This is a genomic window from Rhizobacter sp. (genome assembly GCF_031412495.1).
Classification (GTDB): Bacteria; Pseudomonadota; Gammaproteobacteria; order Burkholderiales; family Burkholderiaceae_C; genus Schlegelella_A.
Map to the genome: position 1 here is coordinate 1 of NZ_JANODC010000231.1, position 24,385 is coordinate 24,385.

The window sequence follows — 24,385 nt, forward strand, 5'->3', positions numbered from 1 at the left end:
CCGTTCGGCTCGCTCAGCCCGCGCATGCGCGTCGGCCGCATCGTCGGCGAGGGCCTGGCCCTGCACCGGCCCGAGTTGGGCCGGGCCGAACGCGACGCGCTGGTGGTGACGATGCTCGAGGAGGTCGGCCTCGGCCCGGCCGGCGGCATGGCCGACGTGCTCGACCGCTATCCGCACGAGTTCTCAGGCGGGCAGCGGCAGCGCATCGCGATCGCCCGTGCCGTGATCCTGCGCCCGGAGGTGCTGGTGCTCGACGAGCCGACCTCGGCCCTCGACGTCTCGGTGCAGCGCCAGGTCCTGGCCCTGCTCGCCGACCTGCAGCGACGCTACGGGATGAGCTACGTCTTCATCAGCCACGACCTCGCGGTGGTGCGCGCGATGGCGCACCGCGTCCTCGTCATGAAGGACGGCGAGATCGTCGAGGAGGGGGAGGCGGAGGCCTTGTTCGATTCACCGCGCGAGCCTTACACCCGGGCCCTGCTGGAGGCCGCTCACCTCGGCTGAAGGCGGTTGCCCAGGCGCACTTCGTAGCGCACGTCCTTGGCGAGGTCGCTGAAGCGCAGCGTCTCTCCCCGCCATTCGTAGGGCGCGTTGAATTCGTCGATCTGCATCGTGCCGTGCAGGGTCGCGACCTCGAGCTGATCGCGACCGAGGGCGAGGCGGTAGACGATGTCGGCGACGCGGACGACGAGGCCGCCGCTGCGCAGTTCCGCGTCGACCGGGCCGCAGCTCGGCTCCGCGCCCGTGTGGGTCGCCACGCACAGGAGGGCGTCGTAGCGTCCTGGCGCGGGCGGCGCCGCGCCGGCCGCACCGGAGCCGACCAGCGCGAGAGCCACGAGCAGCGCCTCGCGCATCGCGGCGGCTACTTGAGCAGGCCCTCGGCCTTCATCGCCGCCTGGACTGCCGGCCGCGCCGCCATGCGCGCCTGGAAGGCAACGAGGTTCTTGAGGGCCGAGATGTCGATGCCGACGTGCTTGGTCCAGCCGACGACCGTGAACAGGTAGGCATCGGCAACGCTGAAGGCATCGCCCATCAGGTAGCTTCTGCCCTCGAGCTGCGCGTCGACCCACTTCAGGCGCTCGCCGGCCTTGCTGCGCATCAACGCCTTCGCCTCTTCCGGCATGGCCGGGTTGAACAGGCCGCCGATGCCCTTGTGCAGCTCGCTGGTGATGAAGTTGAGCCACTCCTGCACCCGGTAGCGGGCCATCGTGCCGTTGGCCGGCGCCAGCTTCTTGTCGGGCACCTGGTCGGCGATGTACTGGACGATCGCCGGGCCTTCCGTCAGCCGCTCGCCGTCGTCGAGCTCGAGCAGGGGCACGTAGCCCTTGGGGTTGATCGTGTGGTAGTCGGTGCCGTCCTGCAGCTTGTGCGTCTTGGTGCTGGCCAGGACCGGCTGGAAGGCCAAGCCCGACTCGTGCAGGACGATGTGCGGCGAGAGCGAGCAGGCGCCGGGGCTGTAATAGAGTTTCATCGCGACCTTGAAAGCGGTGTGGGAAGCGAATTAGACCGCAGAGGCGCGGCGCGCGTCGGCCGCTTCGTTCGACTCGGTTGAACGCAGCATGCAACGCCGGGGGCCTTCAGGAGCGTTGCTCCGTGCCTATATTTCGATCATGAACATCCCCCACGCCCCCACCCCGTTCCGTTCGCGCGGCGTCGAGCGCATCGTCCGCGGCCAGGCCGCCTCCGACGGCGACGGCGTCAAGCTGACGCGCGTGCTGACCCAGCCGCTGCAGCAGCGCCTGGACCCGTTCCTGATGCTCGACGCATTCGGCAGCGATGCCGCGAGCGACTACATCGGCGGCTTTCCCGATCACCCGCACCGCGGCTTCGAAACCGTGACCATCATGCTCGAGGGCCGCATGCGCCACCGCGACAGCGTCGGCAACGTCGGCCTGCTCGAGCCCGGCAGCGTGCAATGGATGACCGCCGGCCGCGGCATCATCCATTCGGAAATGCCGGAGCAGGCGGAAGGCCGCATGGCCGGCTTCCAGCTCTGGGTCAACCTCGCCGCGGCCGACAAGATGACGGCGCCCACGTACCGCGACATCGCCCCCGCCGCGGTGCCCGAGGTCGGCACCGACGCCGGCGTTCGCGTCCGCGTCATCGCCGGCAGCAGCCTCGGCACCGAAGGCGCGGTGACGCGGCCGCGCACCGAGCCGATCGTCCTCGACCTGACGATGCCGGCGGGCAGCGTCTTCGACGCCGCGCTGCCGGCCGGCCACAACGCCTTCGCCTACGTCTTCGGCGGCGTCGCCACCGATCTCGGCGGCGATGCGGTGACCCCGGTCGAGCCGGGGCGGATGGCCATCCTGGGCAACGAGCCGCAGTCGAACGGTGTGCGCCTGGCGGTGTCAGCGACGGCGAGTGGGCCGGCCCGGGTGCTGCTCGTCGCCGGGCGGCCTCTGCGCGAGCCGATCGCCCAGTACGGGCCCTTCGTGATGAACACCGCGGCCGAACTCCGGCAGGCGTTCGCCGACTTCCAGAGCGGCAAGCTGGCAGCCTGAGCGGCGCAGCCGGGCACGGGGGCGGTGGTATGGTGCGCTCCGCCCTCCACCGCCTGCCGCCATGCCCCGCACCATCCTCGAAGAAGCGCGCCTGCACCCGGCCATCCGGGAGACGGTCGCCAACCTGAACGCGGACATCGTCCACAACGTCCAGGCGGCGTCGGCCTCGAATCCGGTGCTGGTGGTCGGCATGGCCGGCAACCCGGTCGTGCGGACCGCGCGCAAGGCGCTCGTCGCCGCCGACTTCGCCCACCCCTACCTCGAGTACGGCAGCTACTTCGGCCAATGGCGGCGCCGCAACGCGCTGAAGATGTGGACCGGCTGGCCGACCTTCCCGATGGTGTTCGTGAAGGGCACGCTGATCGGCGGCGGCAAGGAGCTGGCGCGCCTGATCGACAGCGGCGAGATCAAGCGCGCGCTCGGGGAATGACGGCGGCGGGGCCGGCGGCACCGCGACGGCAAGCCCGGGCCGGCGCCGGATGGCTGGTGCTGCTGTCTTGCGCCGCGGGCTTGCCGGCGGCGGCCTGGGCTGCGGCTGAAGCGCCTTCTGCCGCCCAGAGCGCAACGCCGCTCCGCGCCTGCCATGTCCCCGGCATCCGCAACAGCGTGCTGTGCGGGAGCCTGCAGCGGCCGCTCGACCCGGCCCAACCGGACGGCACGAAAATCGAACTCCGCTACGTGGTCGTGCCGGCGATGGCGCGCAGGAAGCTTGCCGATCCGGTGTACCTGGTCGCCGGCGGCCCGGGTCAGAGCGCAGTGGCGCTTGCAGCCGCCGTCATGCCGCTCTTCACGCGCCTCAACAATCGGCGCGACATCGTCTTCGTCGACCAGCGCGGCACGGGCGGCTCGGCGCCGCTGCAATGCCGGCAGCCTGAGCACGAGTCGCTCGGCGAGCAGGCCGACCCCGAGCGCCAGGTCCGCCTGATGCGCCAGTGCAAGGCGCAGCTGCGGGCGCTTCCCTACATCCGCGCCGAAAGCGACCTCGGCTTCTTCACGACGCCGATCGCGGCCCAGGACCTCGACGCCGTGCGGCGGGCGCTCGGTGCCGGGCGCATCAACCTCGCCGCCTTCTCGTACGGGACCCGGGTCGCGCTCGAGTACCAGCGCCAGTTCCCGGCGGCCGTGCGCCGGATGGTGCTCGACGGCGTCGCGCCGGCCGACATGGCCCTGCCGGCGAGCCAGTCGGTGGACAGCCAGCAGGCGTTCGACAGCCTGGTCGCCGCCTGCGCGGGCGAGCCGGCGTGCGCCCGCAACCATCCCGACCTGCGTGGCCGCTTCGACGCCTTGCTGCGGTCCCTGCCGCGCGAGGTCAAGGCCGCGCACGCGCTCAGCGGCAGGCAAGAGACATTCGTGCTGACGCGCGACATGGTGCTCGGCGCCGTGCGCAGCGCGCTGTACTCGCCGGCGCTCGCCTCGGCGCTGCCGCGTGCGATCGACGATGCCGGGCGCGGCGAGCTGGCCGGCCTCGTCGGCCTGGCCTCGACCTTCGTGTCGCGCAAGCCGACGCGGCTCGCCGCCGGCATGCACCTGTCCGTGGTCTGCGCCGAGGATGCGCCACGGATCGGCACGGCCACGGACAAGCCGGGCGCCGACTTCGGGACCGGCTTCGCGTCGCTGTACGAGCGGCTCTGCGCTGCCTGGCCGCGTGGCCCGGTACCGAGCGAGTTCTATACGCTGCGGCCGAGCGCGGTCCCGGTGCTGCTGCTGAGCGGCGGCATCGACCCGGCCACGCCGCCGCGGCACGGTGAGCGCGTCGCCCACGCGCTCGGGCCGCTGGCCCGCCACGTCGTCGTCGCCAACGCCGGCCACGGTGTCCTGGGGATCGGCTGCATGCGCGACGTCGTGTACCGCTTCGTCGACGCCGGCGACGACGCGCAGGCGGTCGCGGTCGACGCTGCCTGCGCCGCCGCCGTGCCCCGTCCCCCGGCCTTCGAGCCGATCGGCGCGGCGTCGCCGGCAGCGTCAGCCGCGGCGGTGGCCCCGGCGCCCGCTTCGGCAGCGTCGGCAGCGTCGGGGCCGCGATGATCGCGGTGCGCGGCCGGGCCAAGGCATTCGCGGCGCCGGCGCCGCGGCGGGGCGGGCTGGGCGGATGGAAGCTGCCGGGCTTCGGCCGCAGCGGCGAGCGCGGGCACGGCGAGGGCGGTAAAGGCCTTGCCGGTTTCGTCCATGCCGTGCGGGACGTGGGCTTCACCGCGCCAGCTGCGCACATCACCGGACTGCTCGGCCCGAACGGCGCCGGCAAGACGACGACGCTGCGCATGCTCGCCGGCCTCATCACGCCGGATGCGGGCACCTTGCACGTCGACGGCATCGACGTCGCGACGCGGCCGCGCGAGGTGCTGGCCCGCATCGGCATGCTTTCCGATGCGCGCGGCCTCTACCCGCGGCTCACCGCCCGCGAGAACATCGTCTACTACGGGTCCCTGCAGGGCATGGCGCGCGAGGCCGCCGATGCCCGGGCCGAGGACCTCGCCCGCATGTTCGACATGACCGGCCTGCTCGACCGCCGCACCGATGGCTTCAGCCAGGGCGAGCGGATGAAGACGGCGCTCGCGCGGGCCCTCGTCCACGATCCGCCCAACATCGTGCTCGACGAGCCGACCAACGGCCTCGACGTGCTCGCCACCCGCGCCCTGCGCGAGAGCCTGCGCTGGCTGCGCACGCCGGCGGGCGGCTCGAAGTGCATCGTCTTCTCGACGCACATCATGCAGGAGGTGGAGCGTCTCTGCGACAGCGTCGTCGTCGTCGCGCAGGGCCGCACCGTCGCCTCGGGCAGCGTGGCCGAGCTGCTCGTGGCGACCGGCGAGAGCGACTTCGAGGCGGCGTTCGTGAAGCTCGCGTTCGATGCCCGGCAGGCAGGGCCCGCGGGGCCGGCGATGGGGGCGACGCGATGACGCCGTCGCTGCGCGCGATCGGGACCGTGCTGCGCAAGGAGCTGGTCGACGCGCTGCGCGACCGGCGCACGCTGATGATGGTGCTGGTCTCGTCGGTGCTGCTCGGGCCGCTGGTGCTGCTCGCGATCTCGTCGCTGGTCGCCTCGCTCGAGTCGCGCGCCGAGCAGCGCGAGGTCTACGTCGCCGGCCTGGCCCACGCGCCGACCCTGCGCAACTACCTCGAGCGCCAGACCTACACGGTGAAGGAGGCGCCGGCCGACTACGAAGCGCGGTTGCGCAAGGCGACCTTCGCCGACCCGGTGGTCGTCGTGCCCGCCGACTTCGAGGCGGCCCTCGTCCGCGGCGACGTGCCAGTGGTCGAGATCGTCTCGGACAGCGCCAATCAGCGCTCGGAGTCCGGGGCCGGCCGCATCGAGCGCCTGCTCGGCGGCTTCGGCCGCGAGCGCGCCATGCTGAGCCTGGCATTGCGCGGTGTCTCGGTGCAGCTTCTCGAGCCGATGGAGGTCGAGGCACGCGACCTCGCCAGCACGCAGACGCGGGCCACCCGCATCACCGGCATGCTGCCCTTCTTCGTGCTGATGGCGGTGCTATACGGCGCCCTCAATGCCGCCCTCGACACCACGGCCGGCGAGCGCGAGCGCGGCTCGCTCGAGCCGCTGCTCATGAACCCGGCCGAGCGCTGGGCACTGGTCGTCGGCAAGTGGGGCGCGGTCGCCTGCGTGAGCATGCTCATCGCCGTCCTCAGCAGCTTCAGCTTTTTGCCCGGGCAATGGGTGCTGCGCAGCGACACCCTGGCGGCGATGTTCCAGTACGGGCCGCGCGAGGCGCTGCTCTTCCTCGTCGTCCTGCTGCCGCTGGCGGCAATGCTTGCGGCGGTGCTGATGGCCGTCGCCATCCGCTGCCGCAGCTTCAAGGAGGCGCAAGCGAGCGCCACGATCGTCGTCCTGCTCGTGTCGCTGATGCCGCTCGTGGCCCTCTTCAACCTGGGCAGCGAGTCGCCGTGGAGCCTGTGGGTGCCGGCGCTGGCGCAGACGACGCTCATGACGCGGGTGCTGAAGGGCGAGACGCTGGGGCCTGCGGAGGTCGCCGTGCCCCTCCTCGTGTGCGCGCTTCTCGCCGGCCTGGCCGTCGTGTACGTGGCCCGGACCCTGCGCCAGGCCGCGCTCAGATGACGCTGTCGCCACTGACGCCGTCGGGGGCCGACCTGGTCTGGCGGGCTTGCCGCTTCGACGAGCTCGATGTCCACCAGCTGCAGGCCATTCACCGCGCCCGGCAGCGGGTGTTCGTGGTCGAGCAGGCCTGTGCCTTTCTCGATGCCGACGACCAGGACGAGCGGGCGATCCACCTTGCGGCGTGGTCGTCGTCAGGGGCCGAGCCGCTTGCGTACGCGCGCCTTCTAGCGCCGGGAGCGAAGTACGTGGAGGCCTCGATCGGCCGGGTCCTCACGGCCGCCTCGGTGCGCGGTCGGGGCCTGGGGCGCGAGCTCTTCCGGCGCGCCGTCGTCCACGCCGGCGCCGCCTGGCCACGCTGCGCCCTCCGCATCTCTGCGCAAAGCCGGCTCGAGGTCTTCTATGCCGACTTCGGCTTCGCCCGCATGGGCGCGCCCTACCTGGAGGACGGCATCCTGCACACCGACATGCTGCTGGTGCCGACGGCGAGCTGAGACGCTCCCGGGCGGAAAAAATACAATCGCGGGTTCCCTGGGGCCCGCATGCTTTTCCCGCAACAGTTCGACGTCATCGTGATCGGCGGTGGCCACGCCGGCACCGAGGCGGCGCTCGCCGCGGCGCGCATGGGTGCCTCGACGCTGCTACTCACGCATTCGATCGAGACCTTGGGGCAGATGAGCTGCAATCCGTCGATCGGGGGCATCGGCAAGGGGCACCTGGTCAAGGAGATCGACGCACTCGGGGGCGCCATGGCCGCGGCTGCCGATGAAGCAGGCATTCACTTCCGTATCCTGAACAGCTCGAAGGGCCCGGCTGTCCGGGCGACCCGTGCCCAGGCGGATCGCGTCCTCTATCGGGCGGCCATCCGGCGTCGGGTCGAGAAACAGCCGAATCTCGTTCTCTTCCAGGGTGCCTGCGACGACATCGTCGTGGACCAGAATCGCGTGACGGGCGTCGTCACCCAAGTGGGCGTTCGCTTTTCGGCTCGGGCCGTGGTGCTGACGGCAGGCACTTTCCTCGACGGGAGAATTCACGTCGGTCTCGAAAGCCATGCGGGCGGACGAGCCGGCGATGCCCCGGCACGCACCCTCTCCGCGCGTCTCAAGGAGCTCAAGCTACCGCAGGGCCGGCTCAAGACAGGGACGCCGCCACGGCTCGACGGCCGCACGATCGACTACGCCAGGCTGACGGAGCAACCGGGCGATGGCGTCGGCCCGGGCGCGTCCGGCGGCGTTCCGGTGTTCAGCTTCCTCGGCGATCCGGGCCAGCACCCGAGACAGATCCCGTGCTGGATCACCCAGACGAACGCCCGCACGCACGAGATCATCCGCGCCGGGTTCCCGCGCAGTCCGATGTTCACCGGCCGCATCGATGGCGTCGGGCCGCGCTACTGTCCCAGCATCGAGGACAAGGTCAGCCGCTTCGCCGGCAAGGATTCGCACCAGATCTTTCTGGAACCCGAGGGCCTGGACACGCACGAGGTCTACCCGAACGGGATCTCCACCTCGCTGCCCTTCGACGTCCAGCTCGAGGCCGTGCGATCGATCGCCGGCCTCGAGCAGGCGCACATCGTCCGGCCCGGCTACGCGATCGAGTACGACTACTTCAACCCACGGGCACTGAGGCCCAGCTTCGAGACCCGGGCGATCGCCGGCCTTTTCTTTGCCGGTCAGATCAACGGCACGACCGGGTACGAGGAGGCCGCGGCCCAGGGCCTGCATGCAGGCGTCAATGCGGTGCTGGCCGCACGCGGCGAGCCCCCGTGGGTGCCCTCGCGCGAACAGGCCTACCTCGGGGTCTTGATCGATGACCTCGTGACCAAGGGCGTGACCGAGCCGTATCGCATGTTCACCAGCCGCGCCGAGTACCGGCTGCAACTTCGCGAGGACAACGCCGACGTTCGTCTGACAGAGGCCGGCCGGAAGCTAGGCCTTGTCGATGGTTTCCGGTGGGAATTCTTCCAACGCAAGTGCGAGCTTGTTTCACGTGAAACGACTCGACTGGCGACCACGCGCATCGGTCCGGGGCCTGCGTCTCAGGGGCAACCCGAGCTCACCCGCGACTACAGCCTGCTGGATCTGCTGCGGCGGCCCGGCGCCGACTTCGACGCCGTCTGCCATTGGAGTGCGGGCATAGACCGGGCCTACGTTTCACGTGAAACCTTGCGAACCGCATGGGGGCGGAGCCTGGCCGACCAGGCCATCGAACAAATCGAGACGGGGACCCGATATGCCGGGTACATCGAGAAGCAGGCCGAAGAGATCGGCCGTTCGGCCCGGGCCGATGCCGTTTCGCTGCCGCCCGACTTCGACTACGCAGGCGTGCAGGCGTTGTCGTTCGAAGCTCGGCAGGTGCTGGCCAGGCACCGACCGTCCACGCTCGGTGCGGCCGCACGCCTCCCGGGAATCACGCCGGCCGCAATTTCGTTGCTCATGGTCCACTTGAAGAGATTCCGCCGGACCGCTGCGAGCCCTGCGGCCGCTCCGACCCCGAGCGCTGGCGGGTGAGTTCGGCGGCTCGCCGGGAGGCAAGCCCAGCCCCGACCCCTCGGGCGTTGCTGACGAGCGGTGCTGCTTCCCTGGGCGTCGAACTGGGCGAGGCCCAGGTCGACGCCCTCCTGGCCTACGTCGAGCTTCTCGGACGATGGAACGACACTTACAACCTCACCGCAATTCGCGACCCCATCGAGGTGGTGACGCACCACCTGCTCGACTGCCTGGCCGTCGTGCTGCCGCTGCGGCGCGAGCTGGCCGGGGCGACAGGCCGGCGCCTCCTCGACGTTGGCAGCGGCGCCGGCCTGCCGGGCCTCGTGATCGCCATCGCCGAGCCCGACATGGAGGTGGTCTGCGTCGACAGCGTCGGGAAGAAGGCTTCCTTCATCGCCCAGGCCGCCGGCACCCTCCGTGCCTCGAACGTGCAGGCCGTCCATGCCAGGGTCAAGACGCTGGCGTTGCCGGCATTCGATGTCATTGCCAGCCGTGCCTTTGCTTCCCTGGGGGCTTTCGTGTCCGCGACCGGCACGCTGCAGCGGGCAGATGGTTTCTGGATGGCGATGAAGGGCAGGCACCCGGGTCCGGAAGTCGCCCTGCTGCCCCCGGATCTCGACTGCCGGATCGAGCCGCTGCGCGTCCCGAATCTGGAGGCCGAGCGCTGCCTGGTCTGGATGCGAACGAGGAAATCGGCTCGTTCGGTGTAAGCGCATGCTTAGTCGGCAAACTGCGAGAAACATGGAGGGATTTTCAATCGCATGATGATCTTCTGCATTGCCAACCAGAAGGGTGGCGTCGGCAAGACCACCACGACGGTCAACCTGGCGGCAGGCTTGGCCAAGATCGGCCGCCGTGTCCTCGTCGTCGACCTCGACCCGCAGGGCAACGCCACCATGGGCTCCGGGGTCGACAAGCGCGGCCTCGTCCTGAGTGTCTATGACGTCCTGCTCGGCAACGCCACCGTCACGGAAACGAGGCAGGCCAGCCCGAAGGGAGGCTACGACGTGATCGGCGCCAACCGTGAGCTCGCCGGCGCGGAGATCGAGCTGGTCGGGCTCGAGCGGCGCGACCGGCGCCTGCGCGAAGCCCTGGCGCCGGTGACGGCCGACTACGACTTCGTCCTGATCGACTGCCCGCCCAGCCTGAACCTGCTCACCCTCAACGGCCTGTCCTGCGCACATGGGGTGGTCGTGCCGATGCAGTGCGAGTACTTCGCCCTAGAGGGGCTGTCGGACCTCGTCAACACGATCAAGCAGGTGCATGCCAACCTGAACCCGGCCCTGCAGGTGATCGGCATCCTGCGCGTCATGTTCGATGCCCGCATCACCTTGCAGGGGCAAGTGAGCGACCAGCTGAAGGCGCACTTCGGCGACAAGGTGTTCGACACCGTCATCCCGCGCAACGTCCGCCTCGCCGAAGCGCCGAGCTACGGCATGCCGGGCCTGGTGTTCGATCCCTCCTCCAAGGGCGCGATCGCCTTCACCGAATTCGCGCGCGAGATGGCCGCGCGGGTCGAGTCGATGCGTGCCGCCTGACGTGGAAGCCCGTTTCGACGCCGCCCTGCTGGCGCGCATCGAGGAGGCCGGGATCAACGCCAGCGCACCGCCCGAACAGCGCTGGATCGACGGCTGGCTGGTTCGCTTCTCGCCTGGCAAGGCCAAGCGGGCGCGCTGCATCCAGGCCGTCGCGCCCGGGCGCGGGCCGGTGCCCGACAGGCTGGCGCGCTGCGTCTCCGTCTACGCCGCAGCCGGCCTGCGTCCCTGCGTCCGGATCACGCCGTTCTCGGAGCCACCCGGGCTCGACGCCATGCTGGCCGGCCTCGGCTGGCAGCGCATCGACGACACCCGGGTGATGGTTGCGCAGCCGATGCCCGAACCGCTTCCGCCTCCGGCAGGCTTTCGCCTCGAACCCGTGGATGCCGGGACGTTCATCGGCTGGATTGCCGCGGCGCGCTGCTCGAGCCCGGCCGAGGAAGCGGCGCACGCCGCTCGTCTCGCGGCATCACCGGTGCCGTACCGGGCGCTGCTGGTGCGCGACGGCAGCGGCAACGCCGTCGCCGGTGGCCAGGTCGCCACGGAGGGCGATGTCGCCGGGCTCTACGACGTCTTCAGCCATGAGGGCCAGCGCGGACGCGGGCTCGCCAGCGCGCTTTGCAGCGCCTTGCTCGACTCCGCCCGGGCTGCCGGCGCCAGCGTCGCCTATCTGCAGGTCGACGCCGGCAACGTCGCGGCACGCCGCGTCTATCGGCGGCTCGGCTTCGTCGATGCCTACGCCTACCACTACCGGACGCCGGCAGGCGGAATTCCCTAGAGGCCGGCTGCTTCGTCGATGCCGAGGTGGATGTTCATCGACTGCACCGCGGCACCGCTCGCGCCCTTGCCGAGGTTGTCGAGGCGCACCATCAGCAGCGCCTGCGTGCCGCTCGCGAACACGAAGATCTCGGCCCGGTTCGTGTCGTTGCAGGCCTGAACGTCGAAGTAGCCGTCGGCGGGCACGTCCGACAAGGGCATGACGCGGACGAAGGGCTCGCCGGCGTAGCGCTCGGACAGGGCCGCATGCAGCTGGGCGGCACCGGCGCCGCGCTTCAGCTCCGACAGGTGAAGCGGCACGGCGACGGAGAGGCCCTTGAGGAAACTGCCGACGATGGGCATGAACAGGGGCCGCGTCTCGAGCCGGCTGTGCACTGCCATTTCAGGCAGGTGCTTGTGCGTGAGGGACAGTCCGTAGGGCCGCGGCGAAAGCAGCCGGGTGTCGCCGCCGGCCTCGTACTGCTCGATCATCTTCCTGCCGCCGCCCGAGTAGCCCGTGATGGAAGTCGCACTGAGCAGCGCCGTCGTCGAGATCAGGCCGGCATCGACCAGGGGCCGGACCAGCAGGATGAAGCCGGTCGAGTGGCAGCCGGGGTTGGCGATCCGCTTCGACGCCCGCAGCTTCGCGCGCTGATCCGGATCGAGCTCCGGCAGGCCGAACACCCAGTCGCTCGCCGTGCGGTGCGCCGTGCTCGCGTCGATGAGGCAGGTCGAGGCGTTCGTGACCAGCGCGACGGCCTCGCGCGCCGCGCCATCGGGCAGGCAGAGGAAGGCGACATCGGCGGCGTTGAGGAGCCGCGCGCGCTCGCCGGCGTCCTTGCGCAGCTCGGGCGCGGCGCGCAAGACCTCGATGTCCGGGCGCTTGGCAAGATACTCGTGGATGCGAAGGCCGGTCGTTCCTTCCTGGCCGTCGACGAAAACGCGGATGCTCATGGTGATGCCTCGATGAGCCGACAGCATACGGCAGAGGTGGAGAATCCGCCCATGGCGACGAAGAAACCGAAAGGCCTTGGCATGGGCCTCGAAGCACTGCTGGGCCCGCGCGTGGTCGAGGGCGAGCCGCCGGTCAGCGTGTCCGACGGCGAGCCGCACACCGTGTCCGTCGACCGCCTGCAGGCCGGCCGCTACCAGCCGCGGACGCGGATGGACGAAGGGGCGCTGTACGAGCTCGCCGAAAGCATCAAGGCGCAGGGCGTGATGCAACCCGTGCTGGTGCGGCCGGTGCACGGTCTCGATGCGGCCGGCCTGAAGCGCTACGAGATCATCGCCGGCGAACGGCGCGTCCGCGCCGCGCGACTCGCCGGGCTGGACGAGGTGCCGGTGCTCGTCCGCGATGTCTCCGACGAGGCTGCCGCGGCCATGGCCCTGATCGAGAACATCCAGCGCGAGGACCTCAACCCACTCGAGGAAGCGCGCGGCCTCAGTCGCCTGACCGACGAGTTCGGCATGACGCACGAGGCCGCTGCGCGGGCCGTCGGTCGCTCGCGCAGCGCCGCCAGCAACCTGCTGCGCCTCCTCAACCTGACCGAGCCGGTGCAGCAGCTGCTCCTTGCCGGCGACCTGGACATGGGTCACGCCCGCGCCTTGCTCTCGCTCACCGCGGCCGAGCAGATCCAGTGCGGCAACGAGATCGTCGCAAGGAAGCTGAGCGTCCGCGAGGCGGAGAAGCTCGTGACCGCGCGTCAGACGGAGCCGGGACGGCAGGCGCCGCTGCTCCGAACGAAGCGTCAGAAGGGAAGAGACCTCCTGAGGATCGAGCAGCAGCTCTCCGACCAGTTCGCCGCCGCGGTCGAGATCCGCATCAGGAAGCGCACGGCCCAGGGCGACGCCGGCGAGATCGCGATCGCCTTCGGCTCCATGGACGAGCTGAACGGATTGCTCGCCCGGCTGGGCCACGAAGGTTCCTGACCCGCGGGGTTCCGGCCCCCGAAGCCCTGCGATCGGTGCAGCTCTTTCTCGCGTGTCGTCAACCGAATGAAAATTCGGCACGTTGCTTGCTAATTCGATCACGCGAACCAGAGCAGCGCCGACAACACCCGTCTTCTCGACCGTTGGCCTGTGGCACGATGACCGAAGCTTGAGCATCACCTGCTGGTAAAGGAAAGCTCTGATGGCGCCTGCCGGGCTCCATCAGAACTTCCCCGGACGCGGAGGGCCCCCGGCCCCGGCGCCTCCTCGTTGCACAGGAGCACAGCATGGATGTCATCAGCAACTTCGCCGCTCGATTCGAACGCAGCCGCGAAGAAGAGCTGTCGATCGAAGAGTACCTCGCGGAGTGCAAGCGCAATCCGCTCGCCTACGCCACCGCCGCAGAGCGGATGCTCAAGGCGATCGGCGAACCGATCATGGTCGACACGCGCAACGACTCGCGCACGTCGCGCCTGTTCGCGAACAAGGTCATCAAGATCTACCCCGCCTTCGCCGAGTTCTACGGCATGGAGGACGCCATCGAGCAGGTGGTGAGCTACTTCCGCCACGCGGCGCAGGGCCTCGAGGAGAAGAAGCAGATCCTCTACCTGCTCGGGCCCGTCGGCGGCGGCAAGAGCTCGATCGCCGAGCGGCTGAAGCAGCTCATGGAGCACGTCCCGTTCTACGCGATCAAGGGTTCGCCGGTGAACGAGTCGCCGCTCGGGCTCTTCGACCCGGCCGAGGACGGGCCGCTGCTCGAGAAGGAATACGGGATCCCGCAGCGCTACCTCAGCCGCATCCTGAGCCCCTGGGCGGTGAAGCGGCTCGACGAGTACGGGGGCGACATCCGCCGGTTCAAGATCGTCAAGCGGCACCCGAGCGCGCTGAAGCAGATCGGGGTCACCAAGACCGAGCCGGGCGACGAGAACAACCAGGACATCTCGGCGCTGGTCGGCAAGGTCGATATCCGCAAGCTGGAGACCTATTCGCAGGACGATCCCGACGCCTACAGCTTCTCGGGTGGCCTGTGCCTCGCCAACCAGGGGTTGCTCGAGTTTGTCGAGATGTTCAAGGCGCCGATCAAGGTGCTGCATCCGCTGCTCACGGCCACGCAGGAAGGCAACTTCAAGGGCACCGAAGGCTTCGGCGCGATCCCTTTCGACGGTATCGTCCTGGCGCACAGCAACGAGAGCGAGTGGAAGAGCTTTCGCAACAACAAGAACAACGAGGCCTTCCTCGACCGCATCTACATCGTCAAGATCCCGTACTGCCTGCGCGTCAGCGAAGAGATCAAGATCTACGAGAAGCTCCTTCGCAACTCGTCTCTCGCCGAGGCCAAGTGCGCGCCGGGCACGCTGAAGATGATGAGCCAGTTCGCGATGCTCACGCGGCTGAAGGAGCCGGAAAACTCGTCGCTCTATTCGAAGATGCTGATCTACGACGGCGAGAACCTCAAGGACACCGACCCGCGCGCCAAGAGCTACCAGGAGTACCGCGACTACGCCGGCGTCGACGAGGGCATGAGCGGCATCTCGACGCGCTTTGCCTTCAAGATCCTGTCCAAGGTCTTCAACTTCGACCCGGCCGAGGTGGCCGCCAACCCGGTCCACCTGATGTACGTGCTCGAGCAGCAGATCGAGCGCGAGCAGTTCCCGGCCGAGACCGAGCAGAAGTACCTGGGCTTCATCAAGGAGCACCTGTCGGCGCGCTACGCCGAGTTCATCGGCAAGGAGATCCAGACCGCCTACCTGGAGAGCTACAGCGAGTACGGGCAGAACATCTTCGACCGCTACGTGACCTACGCCGACTACTGGATCCAGGACCAGGAGTATCGCGACACCGACACCGGCGAGGTCTTCGATCGGGCCCAGCTGAACGCCGAGCTCGAGAAGATCGAGAAGCCCGCGGGCATCTCGAACCCGAAGGACTTCCGCAACGAGATCGTCAACTTCGTGCTGCGCGCACGCGCCAACAACAACGGCAAAAACCCGCTCTGGACCAGCTACGAGAAGCTGCGCACGGTGATCGAGAAGAAGATGTTCTCGAACACCGAGGAGCTGCTGCCCGTCATCAGCTTCAACGCCAAGGCCAGCGCCGACGAGGCGCAGAAGCACGAGAATTTCGTCAACCGCATGGTCCAGAAGGGCTACACCGCCAAGCAGGTGCGGCTGCTCTGCGAGTGGTACCTGCGGGTGAGGAAGAGCAGCTGAACCAGCTGGACGGGACGCGCATGCTCCAGCAGATCATCGATCGCCGACTGGCCGGCAAGAACAAGTCGATCGGCAACCGCGAGCGCTTCCTGCGGCGTTACCAGGCGCAGGTGCGCGAGGCGGTGAAGAAGGCGATCGACAAGCGCGGCATCCGCGACATCGAGCAGGGCGAGGACATCCGCCTGCCCAAGCGAGACATCCGCGAGCCGGCGTTCAGCCACGGCTCGGGCGGCGCCCGCGAGATCGTCCACCCGGGCAACCAGGAGTACGTGCGCGGCGACCAGATCGAGCGTCCGCAGGGCGGCGGTGGCAGGGGCAACGGGCAGGGGCAGGCGGGCGACTCCGGGGAAGGCGAGGACGATTTCGTCTTCCACCTGACCAAGGAAGAGTTCATGCAGATCTTCTTCGACGACCTCGCCCTGCCGCGCATGACGCGCACGCAGCTGACCGAGGTGCCGGAGATGAAGAGCCAGCGCGCCGGCTTCTCGAACGCCGGCACGCCGAGCAATCTGAGCGTCATCCGCTCGATGCGCGGCGCGATCGGCCGCCGTGTCGCGATCGGCGCCGGCTCGCGCGCCGAGCTCGCCGAGCTCGAGGCCCGCCTGGCCGGCCTGCCGGAGGCGCCGACCGAGGCGGCCGAGGTCCTCGCCCGCGCCGAGCTGCTGGCCAAGATCGAGCTTCTGCGCGCCCGGCTGGCCCGCATCCCCTACCTCGACCCGATCGACCTGCGCTTTCGCAACCGCGTGCGCGTGCCGGTGCCGATGGCCAAGGCGGTGATGTTCTGCCTGATGGACGTGTCCGGCTCGATGGACGAGGCGAGGAAGGATCTCTCCAAGCGCTTCTTCATCCTCCTGTACCTGTTCCTGACCCGCCATTACGAGAAGATCGACATCGTCTTCATCCGCCACCACACGCAGGCGCAGGAGGTCGACGAGGAGAACTTCTTCCGCGCCCGCGAGACCGGCGGGACGGTCGTTTCGAGCGCGCTGGTCCTGATGGACGAGATCATCGAGGCCCGCTATTCGCCGAGCGACTGGAACATCTACGCCGCGCAGGCGAGCGACGGCGACAACTGGCACCACGACTCCGGCCGCTGCCGCGAGCTGCTCACCGAGAGCCTGCTGCCCAAGTGCCGCTACTTCGCCTACGTGCAGGTCGCCGACGAAGAGCAGAACCTGTGGGAAGAGTACGCCCGGCTGCAGGAAACGCAGCGCCACTTCGCGATGCGCAAGGTGACCCAGCCGTCGCAGATCTATCCCGTCTTTCGCGACCTCTTCAAGACGCAGGGAGCCACCGCATGAGCAGCCCGCCGCAGCGTCAGGACGCAGCGCTGCCGCCGGCATCGCCGTCGCGGCGCAAGCTCCGGCCGGAGCGCTCGCTGCCGCTGGCGCCGCTGCCCGCCGGGCGGCGCGCCGAGCAACCGCTGCCCGACCCGAGCGACTGGACGTTCGAGCTCATCGAGCAATACCACGAGAAGATCCGCGCTGCCGCGGCCCGCTTCGCGCTCGACACCTACCCGAACCAGCTCGAGGTCATCACCGCCGAGCAGATGATGGACGCCTACGCTTCCGTGGGCATGCCGGTGAACTACCGGCACTGGAGCTACGGCAAGGAGTTCATCGCCAACGAGCGGAGCTACCGGCGCGGCCAGATGGGCCTGGCCTACGAGATCGTCATCAACTCCGACCCCTGCATCAGCTACCTGATGGAGGAGAACACGACGGCGATGCAGGCCCTGGTCATCGCCCACGCGGCCTACGGCCACAACAGCTTCTTCAAGGGCAACTACCTGTTCCGTCTGTGGACCGACGCGTCGTCGATCATCGACTACCTCGTCTACGCGAGGACCTATATCGCCGAGTGCGAGGAGCGGCACGGCATGCAGGCGGTCGAGGACATCCTCGACAGCTGCCACGCCCTGCAGAACTACGGCGTCGACCGCTACCACCGGCCAAGCAAGATCTCGTTCACCGAGGAGCTGCAGCGGCGCAACGAGCGCCTCGAGTACGCCCAGACCCAGGTCAACGACATCTGGCGCACGCTGCCGCGGCGGCCCGACCGGGCCGAGGAGGCGGGCGAGCAGAAGCGATTCCCGAGCGAGCCGCAGGAAAACCTCCTCTACTTCATCGAGAAGAATGCGCCGCTGCTGGAGCCGTGGCAGCGCGAGGTGGTCCGCATCGTTCGCAAGATCGCCCAGTATTTCTACCCGCAGCGGCAGACGCAGGTCATGAACGAGGGCTGGGCCACCTTCTGGCACCACCAGCTGCTCAACACGCTGTACGACGAGGGCCATCTCACCGACGGTGTGATGATCGAGTGGCTGAAGTCGCACACCAACGTGATCTTCCAGCCGCCGGTGGGCCACCGCGGCTATTCCGGGATCAACCCGTACGCGCTCGGCTTCGCGATGTACACCGACCTGCGCCGCATCTGCGAATCGCCCACCGACGAGGACCACGAGTGGTTCCCGGCCATCGCGGGCACGCCCTGGCTGCCGACCCTTCACCACGCGATGCGCAACTTCAAGGACGAGAGCTTCATCGGCCAGTACCTGTCGCCGAAGGTGATCCGCGACCTGCGCCTGTTCGCCATCGTCGACGACGAGCACGACTCGCACCTGCGCGTCTCGGCGATCCACGACACCGCCGGCTACCGCGAGGTGCGCGAGGCGCTGTCGCGCCAGTACGACCTCGGCTCGCGCGAGCCCGACATCCAGGTCTGGAGCGTCAACCTGCGCGGCGATCGCTCGCTGACGCTGCGCCACACCCGTCACAACGACCGGCCGTTGCACGACGGCGCCCAGGAAGTGCTCAAGCACGTGGCCCGCCTCTGGGGCTTCGGGGTCAACCTCGAAAGCGTCGACAAGCACGGCGACATCACGACCCACTGGTCGGTGACCAGCTCAGAGCTTTCTCTTCTCTAGTCAGAGCGGCCCCAGCGGGGCCCTCCCCGGCCTCCTACAAGGCGAAGATCTTCCCAGGGTTCATGATGTTCTTGGGGTCGAGGGCGCGCTTGAGCGAACGCATCATCTCGATGGCGCCGGAGCCGGCCTCGCTTACCAGGAAATTCATCTTGTGCAGGCCGATGCCGTGCTCGCCGCTGCAGGTGCCGTCCATCGCCAGCACGCGCATGACGAGCGCCTCGTTGAGCCGCTCGGCCACCTCGCGCTCGCTGGGAATGGCCGGGTCGACCAGGTAGGCGATGTGGAAGTTGCCGTCGCCGACGTGGCCGACGATGTAGTGCATCATCCCCGCCGCCTCGGCCTCTTCCGAGGCCTGGACCACGGCTTCGGCCAGCCGCGAGATCGGCACGCAGGTGTCGGTGGTGACCGTGCGGCAGCCCGGCTTCATCTGCAGCCCGGCGAAGTAGGCGCGGTGCCGCGCCGTCCACAGCTTCTTGCGCTCCTCGGGGGTGGTTGCCCACTCGAAGTGCTCGCCGCCGTGCTCGCTCGCGATCTCCTGGACTGTCGCGGCCTGCTCGGCGACGCCGGCCTCGCTGCCGTGGAACTCCATCAGCAGCATCGGCGCTTCGGTCAGCGTCAGCTTGTCGTGGCGATTGACGGCGCGCACCGCGTGCCGGTCGAGCAGCTCGCAGCGGGCGATGGGCACGCCCATCTGGATGATCTGGATCGTGGTCCGCACGGCCGCGTCGATCGACGGGAAGGTGCAGGTCGCCGCCGACATCGCTTCGGGCACCGGGTAGACGCGCAGCGTGATCTCGGTCATGACGCCGAGCGTGCCTTCGCTGCCCACCATCAGGCGGGTCAGGTCGTAGCCGGCCGAGGACTTGCGGGCCCGGGTGCCGGTGCGGATGACTTCGCCCTGCGCCGTCACCACGGTCAGGGCGAGCACGTTCTCGCGCATCGTGCCGTAGCGAACGGCATTGGTGCCGCTCGCCCGCGTCGCGCTCATGCCGCCGATCGAGGCGTCCGCGCCCGGGTCGATGGGGAAGAAGAGGCCGGTGTGGCGGATCTCGTCGTTGAGCTGGTTGCGCGTCACACCAGCCTGCACGGTGACCGTCAGGTCCTCGGCATTGACGGCGATGACGCGGTTCATGCGCGACAGGTCGATGCTCACGCCACCCTGCACCGCGAGCAGGTGGCCCTCGAGCGAGGAGCCGACGCCGAACGGAATCACAGGCGCCGCATGCCGGTCGGCGAGCTTGACCACCTCGGCGACTTCCTCGGTGCTCTCGCAGAAGACGACCGCCTCCGGCGGCGGCGCATCGATCGGCGACTCGTCGCGGCCGTGCTGCTCGCGCACGACCAGCGCCGTCGAGCATCGATCGGCAAACCGCGCCTTCAGGGCGGCCAGCATCTCCGGAGCGACGGCGCGCGGCTCGATGCGCGGCAGCAGGTGCGCGGGAAGGGGTGCGTTCATGGCCAACTCTCCTGGCGGCCGGGGGCCGTCGGGCCATTGTAGGAAGGCTGCGCCGGCCCCTCACGCGCCGCTGCATTGCGCTGCTAGGATGGGCCGACCATGTCCAACCGCCTGACCCAGATCGCGACCCGGACCGGCGACGATGGCACGACCGGTCTCGGCGACGGCACCCGCGTGCCGAAGAGCCACCTGCGCATCGCCGCGCTCGGCGACGTCGATGAGCTGAACTCCTGCCTGGGCGTGATCCTCGCCGAGCCCCTGCCCGACGACGTCCGCGCGCTGCTCGTCGTCGTCCAGCACGAGCTCTTCAATCTCGGCGGCGAACTGTCGATCCCCGGCTTCGAGCTGCTCAAGGCCGAGGCCGTGGCCCGGCTCGACGAGGCCTTGGCCCATTACAACGCCGGCCTGCCACGACTGAAGGAATTCATCTTGCCGGCCGGCACGCGCAGCGCCGCGCTGGCCCACGTCGGCCGCACGGTGGCGCGGCGGGCCGAGCGGTCGGTGGTCGCCCTGGCCGGAAGCGAGGCGGTGCGCAGCGAAGCGCGCCAGTACCTGAACCGGCTCAGCGACCTGCTGTTCGTGCTCGCCCGCGTACTCAACCGGGCCAACCTCGACGGGCTCGGCGGCGACGACGTCTACTGGCAGAGCGAGCGGCTCGCCCGCGACTCCGGCTGAAGCGAGCGGCTGGCCCGGACGGCGGCCGACTCAGCGGCCGACGACCAGGGCGCTCTCGGCCAGCCACGTCACGGGCGAGCCGGCCGCGGCGCGCTGCAGGCGCAGCTCGACGCTGGCGCGTTGCTCGGGCGACAGGCTGCTGTAGAGGAAGTCGCGACCGTTGCCGGGGTCGCCCGCGACGAACAGCTGCGAGGTCACCTCGCCGATGGCGGCATGGCGCACCTTGACGTGGATGTGCGGCGTCCGGCCCGGATACGGGACCGGGCGGATGGTGCGGAAGCGATAGACGCCCTGGGCATCGGCGACGCTGCTGCCGAAGCCCTGGAAGCCGTCGTCGACGCGGGCGCCGGCGCCGCGCGGGTGGCGGTAGCTGCCGAAGGCGTCGCACTGCCAGATCTCGACCTCGGCGCGGTCCAGGGCCTTGCCGTCGGGATCGACGACCTGGCCGAACAGGTCGAGCAGCTGACCCGTGGCGCGCGGGCGCGGCTGGCCGTCGGGCGCGGCGCCAGCCACGGTCGTCAGGTCGGCGTCCCAGTCGAGCGACCGGGCCCGGTACGCCGGCGACGGGTAGAAGGGCCCGTCGGTCATGCGCGGCAGGATTGTCCGCGCCCACGCGGGGAAGCCGATCCAGGCGGCGCCCGCCGCGCCGGCGGCAGCGAGGAGACGGCGCCGTCCTGCGCTCATGGCGTGGCCGCGGCCGGCACGGCGGCGCTTCGCGCGACCAGCGCCCGGCGCTGCAGCACGGCGTCGCTCAGTCCCTGCAGGACGGCGCGCGACTCGTCCCAGCCGATGCACGCGTCGGTGATGCTCTGCCCGTACGCCAGGCGCGCCGGGTTGTCGCGCCCGGCCAGGAACTTCTGCGCGCCGGCCTGGAGGTGGCTCTCGACCATGACGCCGAAGATACATCGATTTCCCGCCGCCAGCTGGGCGCCGATGTCGCGCGCCACCTCGACCTGGCGGCCGTGCTGCTTGCTGCTGTTGGCATGGCTGCAGTCGATCATCAGCGTGCAGTCCAGCTTGGCCGCCTCGATCTCGGCGCAGGCGGCGGCGATCGAGGCGGCGTCGTAGTTCGGCGTCTTGCCGCCGCGCAGGATGACGTGGCAGTCGGTGTTGCCGCGCGTCTCGACGATCGCCACCTGGCCGTTCTTGTGCACCGACAGGAAGTGGTGCGGCCGGGCCGCGGCCTGGATCGCGTCGATGGCGATGCGGATGTTGCCGTCGGTGCCGTTCTTGAAGCCGATCGGCGCAGACAGGCCCGAGGCGAGTTCGCGGTGGACCTGGCTTTCGGTCGTGCGCGCGCCGATCGCGCCCCAGGCGATCAGGTCGCCGAGGTACTGCGGCGAGATGACGTCCAGGAACTCGCTGCCGGCGGGCATGCCGAGGCGGTTGATCTCGAGCAGGAGCTGGCGGCCGATGCGCAGGCCCTCGTCGATGCGGTAGCTCTCGTCGAGGTAGGGATCGTTGATCAGGCCCTTCCAGCCGACGGTGGTGCGGGGCTTCTCGAAGTAGACGCGCATGACGATCTCGAGCGTGCCGGCGAAGCGGTCGCGTTCGGCCTTGAGCCGCTTGGCGTACTCGACGGCCGCGAGCGGGTCGTGGATCGAGCACGGACCCATGATCACCAGGAGCCGGTCGTCCTGCCGCTTCATGATCCGGCGGATCGCCTCGCGCGTCGTTCCGATCTGCTGCTCGACCGGCGTGCCGGCGATCGGAAAGAAGCGGATCAGGTGCTCCGGCGGCGGCAGCGGCGTCACGTCCTCGATCCGCTGGTCGTCGGTGCGGCTGGTTCGTTCGCCGCGCGCATACGCCGTCTCGGCGGGGGGAGCGTTCTTCGTCGGCATGGCGTGTTCTCCTTGTCCTGAAGGCATAAAAAAACCGCCGGGGGGTGCCCGGCGGTTTTCAGAGATTCGGTGCGCTGGTCTGTTTCCTATGCGCAAGCTTCTCCGGCCGCCGAGCGGTGAGAGAACGCAAAATAAAAGTAGGAAGCGTCACGCGAAAGCATGGGCGGCAATGTAGCACGCGAGGGCACGAACGCCGTCTTCCGCAAGGGCCGCCGGGTGCAAACCCGTACGGAATGCGCACCCAGGGGCCTGGCCGACACTCGGCAGTCGCCATGAACGGGGAGCGAAGCGTATGCCGCATGCCGTCGGCCTGATCAGCACCCTTGCCGCGGGGTTCGGGCTGGCCCTGGTGTTCGGCTTCCTCGCCGAGCGGTTGCGCATGCCGGCGCTCATCGGCTACCTGCTCGCCGGCATCGCCATCGGTCCGGCCACTCCCGGCTTCGTCGCCGACGCCGAGATCGCGGCCCAACTCGCCGAGATCGGCGTGATGCTGCTGATGTTCGGCGTCGGCCTGCACTTCTCCCTGGCCGACCTGCTCGCGGTTCGCAAGATCGCCGTGCCAGGGGCGGTCGTGCAGATGGGCGTGGCGACGGCGCTCGGCTACGCCGGAGCGCGGTTCTGGGGCTGGCCGGTCGGCGACGCCCTCGTCTTCGGCCTGGCCTTGTCGGTGGCCAGCACGGTCGTGCTGCTGAAGGCGCTGGAGGCACGCGCCGCGCTCGAGTCCGGGCCGGGCCGGATCGCCGTCGGCTGGCTGGTCGTCGAGGACCTGGCGATGGTGCTCGTGCTGGTCGTCCTGCCGCCCCTCGCCGGCCTGCTCGGCGGCCACCAGCCCGGCGACGGCGCGCACGGCCTGGCGCGCACGCTGGCAACGACGCTGGGCCAGGTGGTCGCCTTCGTCAGCCTGATGCTGGTCGTCGGCCGGCGCGTCTTTCCCTGGGTGCTCTGGCAGGTGACGAAGACCGGCTCGCGCGAGCTGTTCACCCTGGCCGTGATCGTCGCCGCCGTGACGATCGCGTACGGCTCGTCGCTCCTGTTCGGCGTGTCGTTCGCCCTTGGCGCGTTCTTCGCCGGCATGGTCCTGCGCGAGTCGCAGTTCAGCCAGCGCGCGGCCGAGGAGACGCTGCCCTTGCGTGATGCTTTCGCCGTGCTGTTCTTCGTGTCGGTCGGCATGCTGGTCGATCCGGCGGTGCTTGTGGAGCGGCCGGTGCAGGTGCTCGGCGTCGTCGCCATCATCGTCGTCGGCAAGTCGGTGGCCGCCATGGCCCTCGTGCTGGCGCTCGGCTATCCGCTGGGCACGGCGCTCCTGGTCTCGGCCAGCCTGGCGCAGATCGGCGAGTTCTCCTTCATCCTCGCCGGGCTCGGCATGTCCCTGGGACTCCTTTCCGCGGAGGCGCGCAGCCTGATCGTCGCCGGCGCACTGATCTCGATCGCTTTGAACCCGCTGCTGTTCCACGGTGCAGCGAAGCTCGGCGAGCGCCTGGCGCGGGGCGGACCGGGATGGCTTCGTCGCCTCCAGGACCGCGCCGATGCCCTGGCCGAGCTGCCGCTGACGACGCCGGAGCGGTACCTGGCACGGCACGTCGTCATCGTCGGCTACGGCCGCGTCGGCCAGCGCATCGCCCAGGCGCTCGCCGCGGCGGGAATCCCCTTCGTGGTGGCCGAGGAGAACCGCGAGGCCGTGGAGCGCCTGCGCGAGCAAGGCACGGCAGCCGTCTACGGCAACGCCACGGATCCGGAGACGCTGATCCAGGCCCACATCGCGCACGCGCGCCTGCTCGTGATCGCCACGCCCGAGACTATCGACGTGCGGCAGATGGTGCAGGCCGCACGGGCACTGAACCCGCAGATCGCAGTGGCCCTGCGCAGCCACAACAGCGAGGAAGCGGCGCTGCTGGAGTCTGAAGGGACGGGGCGCGTGTTCGTGGGCGAGAGCGAGCTGGCGCTGGCGATGTCGAGCCACGTCATCGAGACCGTGCGCGGCACCGCGGCGAAAACCTAGGGGGTTGA

General features: G+C 69.6%; 23 protein-coding genes. 17 read left to right on the forward strand and 6 right to left on the reverse strand.

The window, feature by feature from the left end; translation table 11 throughout:
- A partial coding sequence (locus AC30N0_RS08710) for an ATP-binding cassette domain-containing protein (protein ID WP_489517530.1) occupies positions 1–504 on the forward strand: 504 nt, incomplete at its 5' end.
- On the opposite strand, the gene AC30N0_RS08715 is transcribed toward AC30N0_RS08710, so the two are convergent.
- Both AC30N0_RS08715 and gstA read right to left on the reverse strand, forming a co-directional pair.
- A complete protein-coding gene (locus tag AC30N0_RS08715) occupies positions 492–854 on the reverse strand; it encodes a hypothetical protein (protein ID WP_489517531.1) in 363 nt (120 codons plus the stop codon). The genes AC30N0_RS08710 and AC30N0_RS08715 overlap by 13 nt on opposite strands.
- Positions 855–862: 8 nt before the next feature.
- The gene (gstA, locus tag AC30N0_RS08720; RefSeq protein ID WP_489517532.1) at positions 863–1,471 is read right to left on the reverse strand and encodes a glutathione transferase GstA; all 609 of its coding nucleotides are present in this window, start codon (positions 1,469–1,471) and stop codon (positions 863–865) included.
- A 139-nt stretch (positions 1,472–1,610) separates the two neighbouring features.
- Between gstA and AC30N0_RS08725 the strand changes: the two genes are divergently transcribed.
- The 10 genes from AC30N0_RS08725 (at position 1,611) to AC30N0_RS08770 (ending at position 11,366) form a co-directional block, all read left to right on the forward strand.
- Positions 1,611–2,504 (forward strand): pirin family protein, encoded by an 894-nt coding sequence (locus AC30N0_RS08725; protein ID WP_489517533.1) that lies wholly within the window; start codon positions 1,611–1,613, stop codon positions 2,502–2,504.
- Positions 2,505–2,565: 61 nt separating this feature from the next.
- The gene (locus AC30N0_RS08730) at positions 2,566–2,934 is read left to right on the forward strand and encodes a thioredoxin domain-containing protein (protein ID WP_489517534.1); all 369 of its coding nucleotides are present in this window, start codon (positions 2,566–2,568) and stop codon (positions 2,932–2,934) included.
- The gene (locus AC30N0_RS08735; protein ID WP_489517535.1) at positions 2,931–4,529 is read left to right on the forward strand and encodes an alpha/beta hydrolase; all 1,599 of its coding nucleotides are present in this window, start codon (positions 2,931–2,933) and stop codon (positions 4,527–4,529) included. The genes AC30N0_RS08730 and AC30N0_RS08735 overlap by 4 nt, the downstream gene beginning before the upstream one ends.
- A complete protein-coding gene (locus AC30N0_RS08740; protein WP_489517536.1) occupies positions 4,526–5,398 on the forward strand; it encodes an ABC transporter ATP-binding protein in 873 nt (290 codons plus the stop codon). Before AC30N0_RS08735 ends, AC30N0_RS08740 begins: the two co-directional genes overlap by 4 nt.
- Positions 5,395–6,570: an ABC transporter permease gene (locus tag AC30N0_RS08745; protein WP_489517537.1), complete on the forward strand. Its 1,176-nt coding sequence runs from the start codon at positions 5,395–5,397 to the stop codon at positions 6,568–6,570. Before AC30N0_RS08740 ends, AC30N0_RS08745 begins: the two co-directional genes overlap by 4 nt.
- Positions 6,567–7,061, forward strand: coding sequence for a GNAT family N-acetyltransferase (locus AC30N0_RS08750; RefSeq protein WP_489517538.1), 495 nt, complete (start codon positions 6,567–6,569; stop codon positions 7,059–7,061). The genes AC30N0_RS08745 and AC30N0_RS08750 overlap by 4 nt, the downstream gene beginning before the upstream one ends.
- Positions 7,062–7,109: 48 nt before the next feature.
- A complete protein-coding gene (mnmG, locus tag AC30N0_RS08755) occupies positions 7,110–9,074 on the forward strand; it encodes a tRNA uridine-5-carboxymethylaminomethyl(34) synthesis enzyme MnmG (RefSeq protein WP_489517539.1) in 1,965 nt (654 codons plus the stop codon).
- 47 nt (positions 9,075–9,121) lie between these two features.
- Positions 9,122–9,763, forward strand: a complete 642-nt coding sequence (gene rsmG / locus AC30N0_RS08760; protein WP_489517540.1) for a 16S rRNA (guanine(527)-N(7))-methyltransferase RsmG — start codon at positions 9,122–9,124, stop codon at positions 9,761–9,763.
- A 51-nt stretch (positions 9,764–9,814) separates the two neighbouring features.
- Positions 9,815–10,591 (forward strand): ParA family protein, encoded by a 777-nt coding sequence (locus AC30N0_RS08765; protein ID WP_489517541.1) that lies wholly within the window; start codon positions 9,815–9,817, stop codon positions 10,589–10,591.
- A gap of 1 nt (position 10,592) precedes the next feature.
- Positions 10,593–11,366: a GNAT family N-acetyltransferase gene (locus tag AC30N0_RS08770; protein WP_489517542.1), complete on the forward strand. Its 774-nt coding sequence runs from the start codon at positions 10,593–10,595 to the stop codon at positions 11,364–11,366.
- On the opposite strand, the gene argC is transcribed toward AC30N0_RS08770, so the two are convergent.
- Positions 11,363–12,298, reverse strand: coding sequence for an N-acetyl-gamma-glutamyl-phosphate reductase (gene argC / locus AC30N0_RS08775; protein WP_489517543.1), 936 nt, complete (start codon positions 12,296–12,298; stop codon positions 11,363–11,365). The genes AC30N0_RS08770 and argC overlap by 4 nt on opposite strands.
- A gap of 51 nt (positions 12,299–12,349) precedes the next feature.
- Here argC and AC30N0_RS08780 point away from each other — a divergent pair, with 51 nt between their 5' ends.
- From AC30N0_RS08780 to AC30N0_RS08795, 4 genes are all read left to right on the forward strand, one after another.
- Positions 12,350–13,273 carry a ParB/RepB/Spo0J family partition protein gene (locus AC30N0_RS08780; protein ID WP_489517544.1) on the forward strand — a complete coding sequence of 308 codons (924 nt, stop codon included), beginning with the start codon at positions 12,350–12,352 and terminating at the stop codon, positions 13,271–13,273.
- Between the two features lie 287 nt (positions 13,274–13,560).
- The gene (locus tag AC30N0_RS08785; RefSeq protein WP_489517545.1) at positions 13,561–15,483 is read left to right on the forward strand and encodes a PrkA family serine protein kinase; all 1,923 of its coding nucleotides are present in this window, start codon (positions 13,561–13,563) and stop codon (positions 15,481–15,483) included.
- A gap of 20 nt (positions 15,484–15,503) precedes the next feature.
- Positions 15,504–16,784 (forward strand): YeaH/YhbH family protein, encoded by a 1,281-nt coding sequence (locus AC30N0_RS08790; protein WP_489517564.1) that lies wholly within the window; start codon positions 15,504–15,506, stop codon positions 16,782–16,784.
- On the forward strand, positions 16,781–18,406 hold the full coding sequence (locus AC30N0_RS08795) for a SpoVR family protein (RefSeq protein ID WP_489517546.1): 1,626 nt from the start codon (positions 16,781–16,783) through the stop codon (positions 18,404–18,406). The genes AC30N0_RS08790 and AC30N0_RS08795 overlap by 4 nt, the downstream gene beginning before the upstream one ends.
- 34 nt (positions 18,407–18,440) lie before the next feature.
- Here AC30N0_RS08795 and AC30N0_RS08800 read toward each other — a convergent pair whose 3' ends face one another.
- A complete protein-coding gene (locus tag AC30N0_RS08800) occupies positions 18,441–19,862 on the reverse strand; it encodes an FAD-binding oxidoreductase (protein WP_489517547.1) in 1,422 nt (473 codons plus the stop codon).
- Between the two features lie 99 nt (positions 19,863–19,961).
- On the opposite strand from AC30N0_RS08800, the gene AC30N0_RS08805 reads away from it, so the two are divergent.
- Positions 19,962–20,537, forward strand: coding sequence for a cob(I)yrinic acid a,c-diamide adenosyltransferase (locus tag AC30N0_RS08805; RefSeq protein ID WP_489517548.1), 576 nt, complete (start codon positions 19,962–19,964; stop codon positions 20,535–20,537).
- Positions 20,538–20,567: 30 nt separating this feature from the next.
- On the opposite strand, the gene AC30N0_RS08810 is transcribed toward AC30N0_RS08805, so the two are convergent.
- Positions 20,568–21,221, reverse strand: coding sequence for a dioxygenase family protein (locus tag AC30N0_RS08810; protein ID WP_489517549.1), 654 nt, complete (start codon positions 21,219–21,221; stop codon positions 20,568–20,570).
- On the reverse strand, positions 21,218–22,378 hold the full coding sequence (locus tag AC30N0_RS08815) for a 3-deoxy-7-phosphoheptulonate synthase (RefSeq protein ID WP_489517550.1): 1,161 nt from the start codon (positions 22,376–22,378) through the stop codon (positions 21,218–21,220). The genes AC30N0_RS08810 and AC30N0_RS08815 overlap by 4 nt, the downstream gene beginning before the upstream one ends.
- A gap of 292 nt (positions 22,379–22,670) precedes the next feature.
- On the opposite strand from AC30N0_RS08815, the gene AC30N0_RS08820 reads away from it, so the two are divergent.
- Positions 22,671–24,377, forward strand: coding sequence for a cation:proton antiporter domain-containing protein (locus AC30N0_RS08820; RefSeq protein ID WP_489517551.1), 1,707 nt, complete (start codon positions 22,671–22,673; stop codon positions 24,375–24,377).
- The last annotated feature ends 8 nt before the right edge of the window (positions 24,378–24,385 follow it).

Coding starts and splice junctions, on each gene's coding strand:
- AC30N0_RS08765 (WP_489517541.1), top strand. CDS start 9,815: ATGATGATCTTCTGCATTGCCAACCAGAAGGGTGGCGTCGGCAAGACC.
- argC (WP_489517543.1), bottom strand. CDS start 12,298: ATGAGCATCCGCGTTTTCGTCGACGGCCAGGAAGGAACGACCGGCCTT.
- AC30N0_RS08790 (WP_489517564.1), top strand. CDS start 15,504: ATGCTCCAGCAGATCATCGATCGCCGACTGGCCGGCAAGAACAAGTCG.
- AC30N0_RS08795 (WP_489517546.1), top strand. CDS start 16,781: ATGAGCAGCCCGCCGCAGCGTCAGGACGCAGCGCTGCCGCCGGCATCG.
- AC30N0_RS08800 (WP_489517547.1), bottom strand. CDS start 19,862: ATGAACGCACCCCTTCCCGCGCACCTGCTGCCGCGCATCGAGCCGCGC.
- AC30N0_RS08780 (WP_489517544.1), top strand. CDS start 12,350: ATGGCGACGAAGAAACCGAAAGGCCTTGGCATGGGCCTCGAAGCACTG.
- AC30N0_RS08810 (WP_489517549.1), bottom strand. CDS start 21,221: ATGAGCGCAGGACGGCGCCGTCTCCTCGCTGCCGCCGGCGCGGCGGGC.
- AC30N0_RS08735 (WP_489517535.1), top strand. CDS start 2,931: ATGACGGCGGCGGGGCCGGCGGCACCGCGACGGCAAGCCCGGGCCGGC.
- gstA (WP_489517532.1), bottom strand. CDS start 1,471: ATGAAACTCTATTACAGCCCCGGCGCCTGCTCGCTCTCGCCGCACATC.
- AC30N0_RS08725 (WP_489517533.1), top strand. CDS start 1,611: ATGAACATCCCCCACGCCCCCACCCCGTTCCGTTCGCGCGGCGTCGAG.
- AC30N0_RS08715 (WP_489517531.1), bottom strand. CDS start 854: ATGCGCGAGGCGCTGCTCGTGGCTCTCGCGCTGGTCGGCTCCGGTGCG.
- AC30N0_RS08815 (WP_489517550.1), bottom strand. CDS start 22,378: ATGCCGACGAAGAACGCTCCCCCCGCCGAGACGGCGTATGCGCGCGGC.
- AC30N0_RS08785 (WP_489517545.1), top strand. CDS start 13,561: ATGGATGTCATCAGCAACTTCGCCGCTCGATTCGAACGCAGCCGCGAA.
- AC30N0_RS08820 (WP_489517551.1), top strand. CDS start 22,671: ATGCCGCATGCCGTCGGCCTGATCAGCACCCTTGCCGCGGGGTTCGGG.
- AC30N0_RS08750 (WP_489517538.1), top strand. CDS start 6,567: ATGACGCTGTCGCCACTGACGCCGTCGGGGGCCGACCTGGTCTGGCGG.
- AC30N0_RS08745 (WP_489517537.1), top strand. CDS start 5,395: ATGACGCCGTCGCTGCGCGCGATCGGGACCGTGCTGCGCAAGGAGCTG.
- AC30N0_RS08805 (WP_489517548.1), top strand. CDS start 19,962: ATGTCCAACCGCCTGACCCAGATCGCGACCCGGACCGGCGACGATGGC.
- mnmG (WP_489517539.1), top strand. CDS start 7,110: ATGCTTTTCCCGCAACAGTTCGACGTCATCGTGATCGGCGGTGGCCAC.
- AC30N0_RS08730 (WP_489517534.1), top strand. CDS start 2,566: ATGCCCCGCACCATCCTCGAAGAAGCGCGCCTGCACCCGGCCATCCGG.
- AC30N0_RS08740 (WP_489517536.1), top strand. CDS start 4,526: ATGATCGCGGTGCGCGGCCGGGCCAAGGCATTCGCGGCGCCGGCGCCG.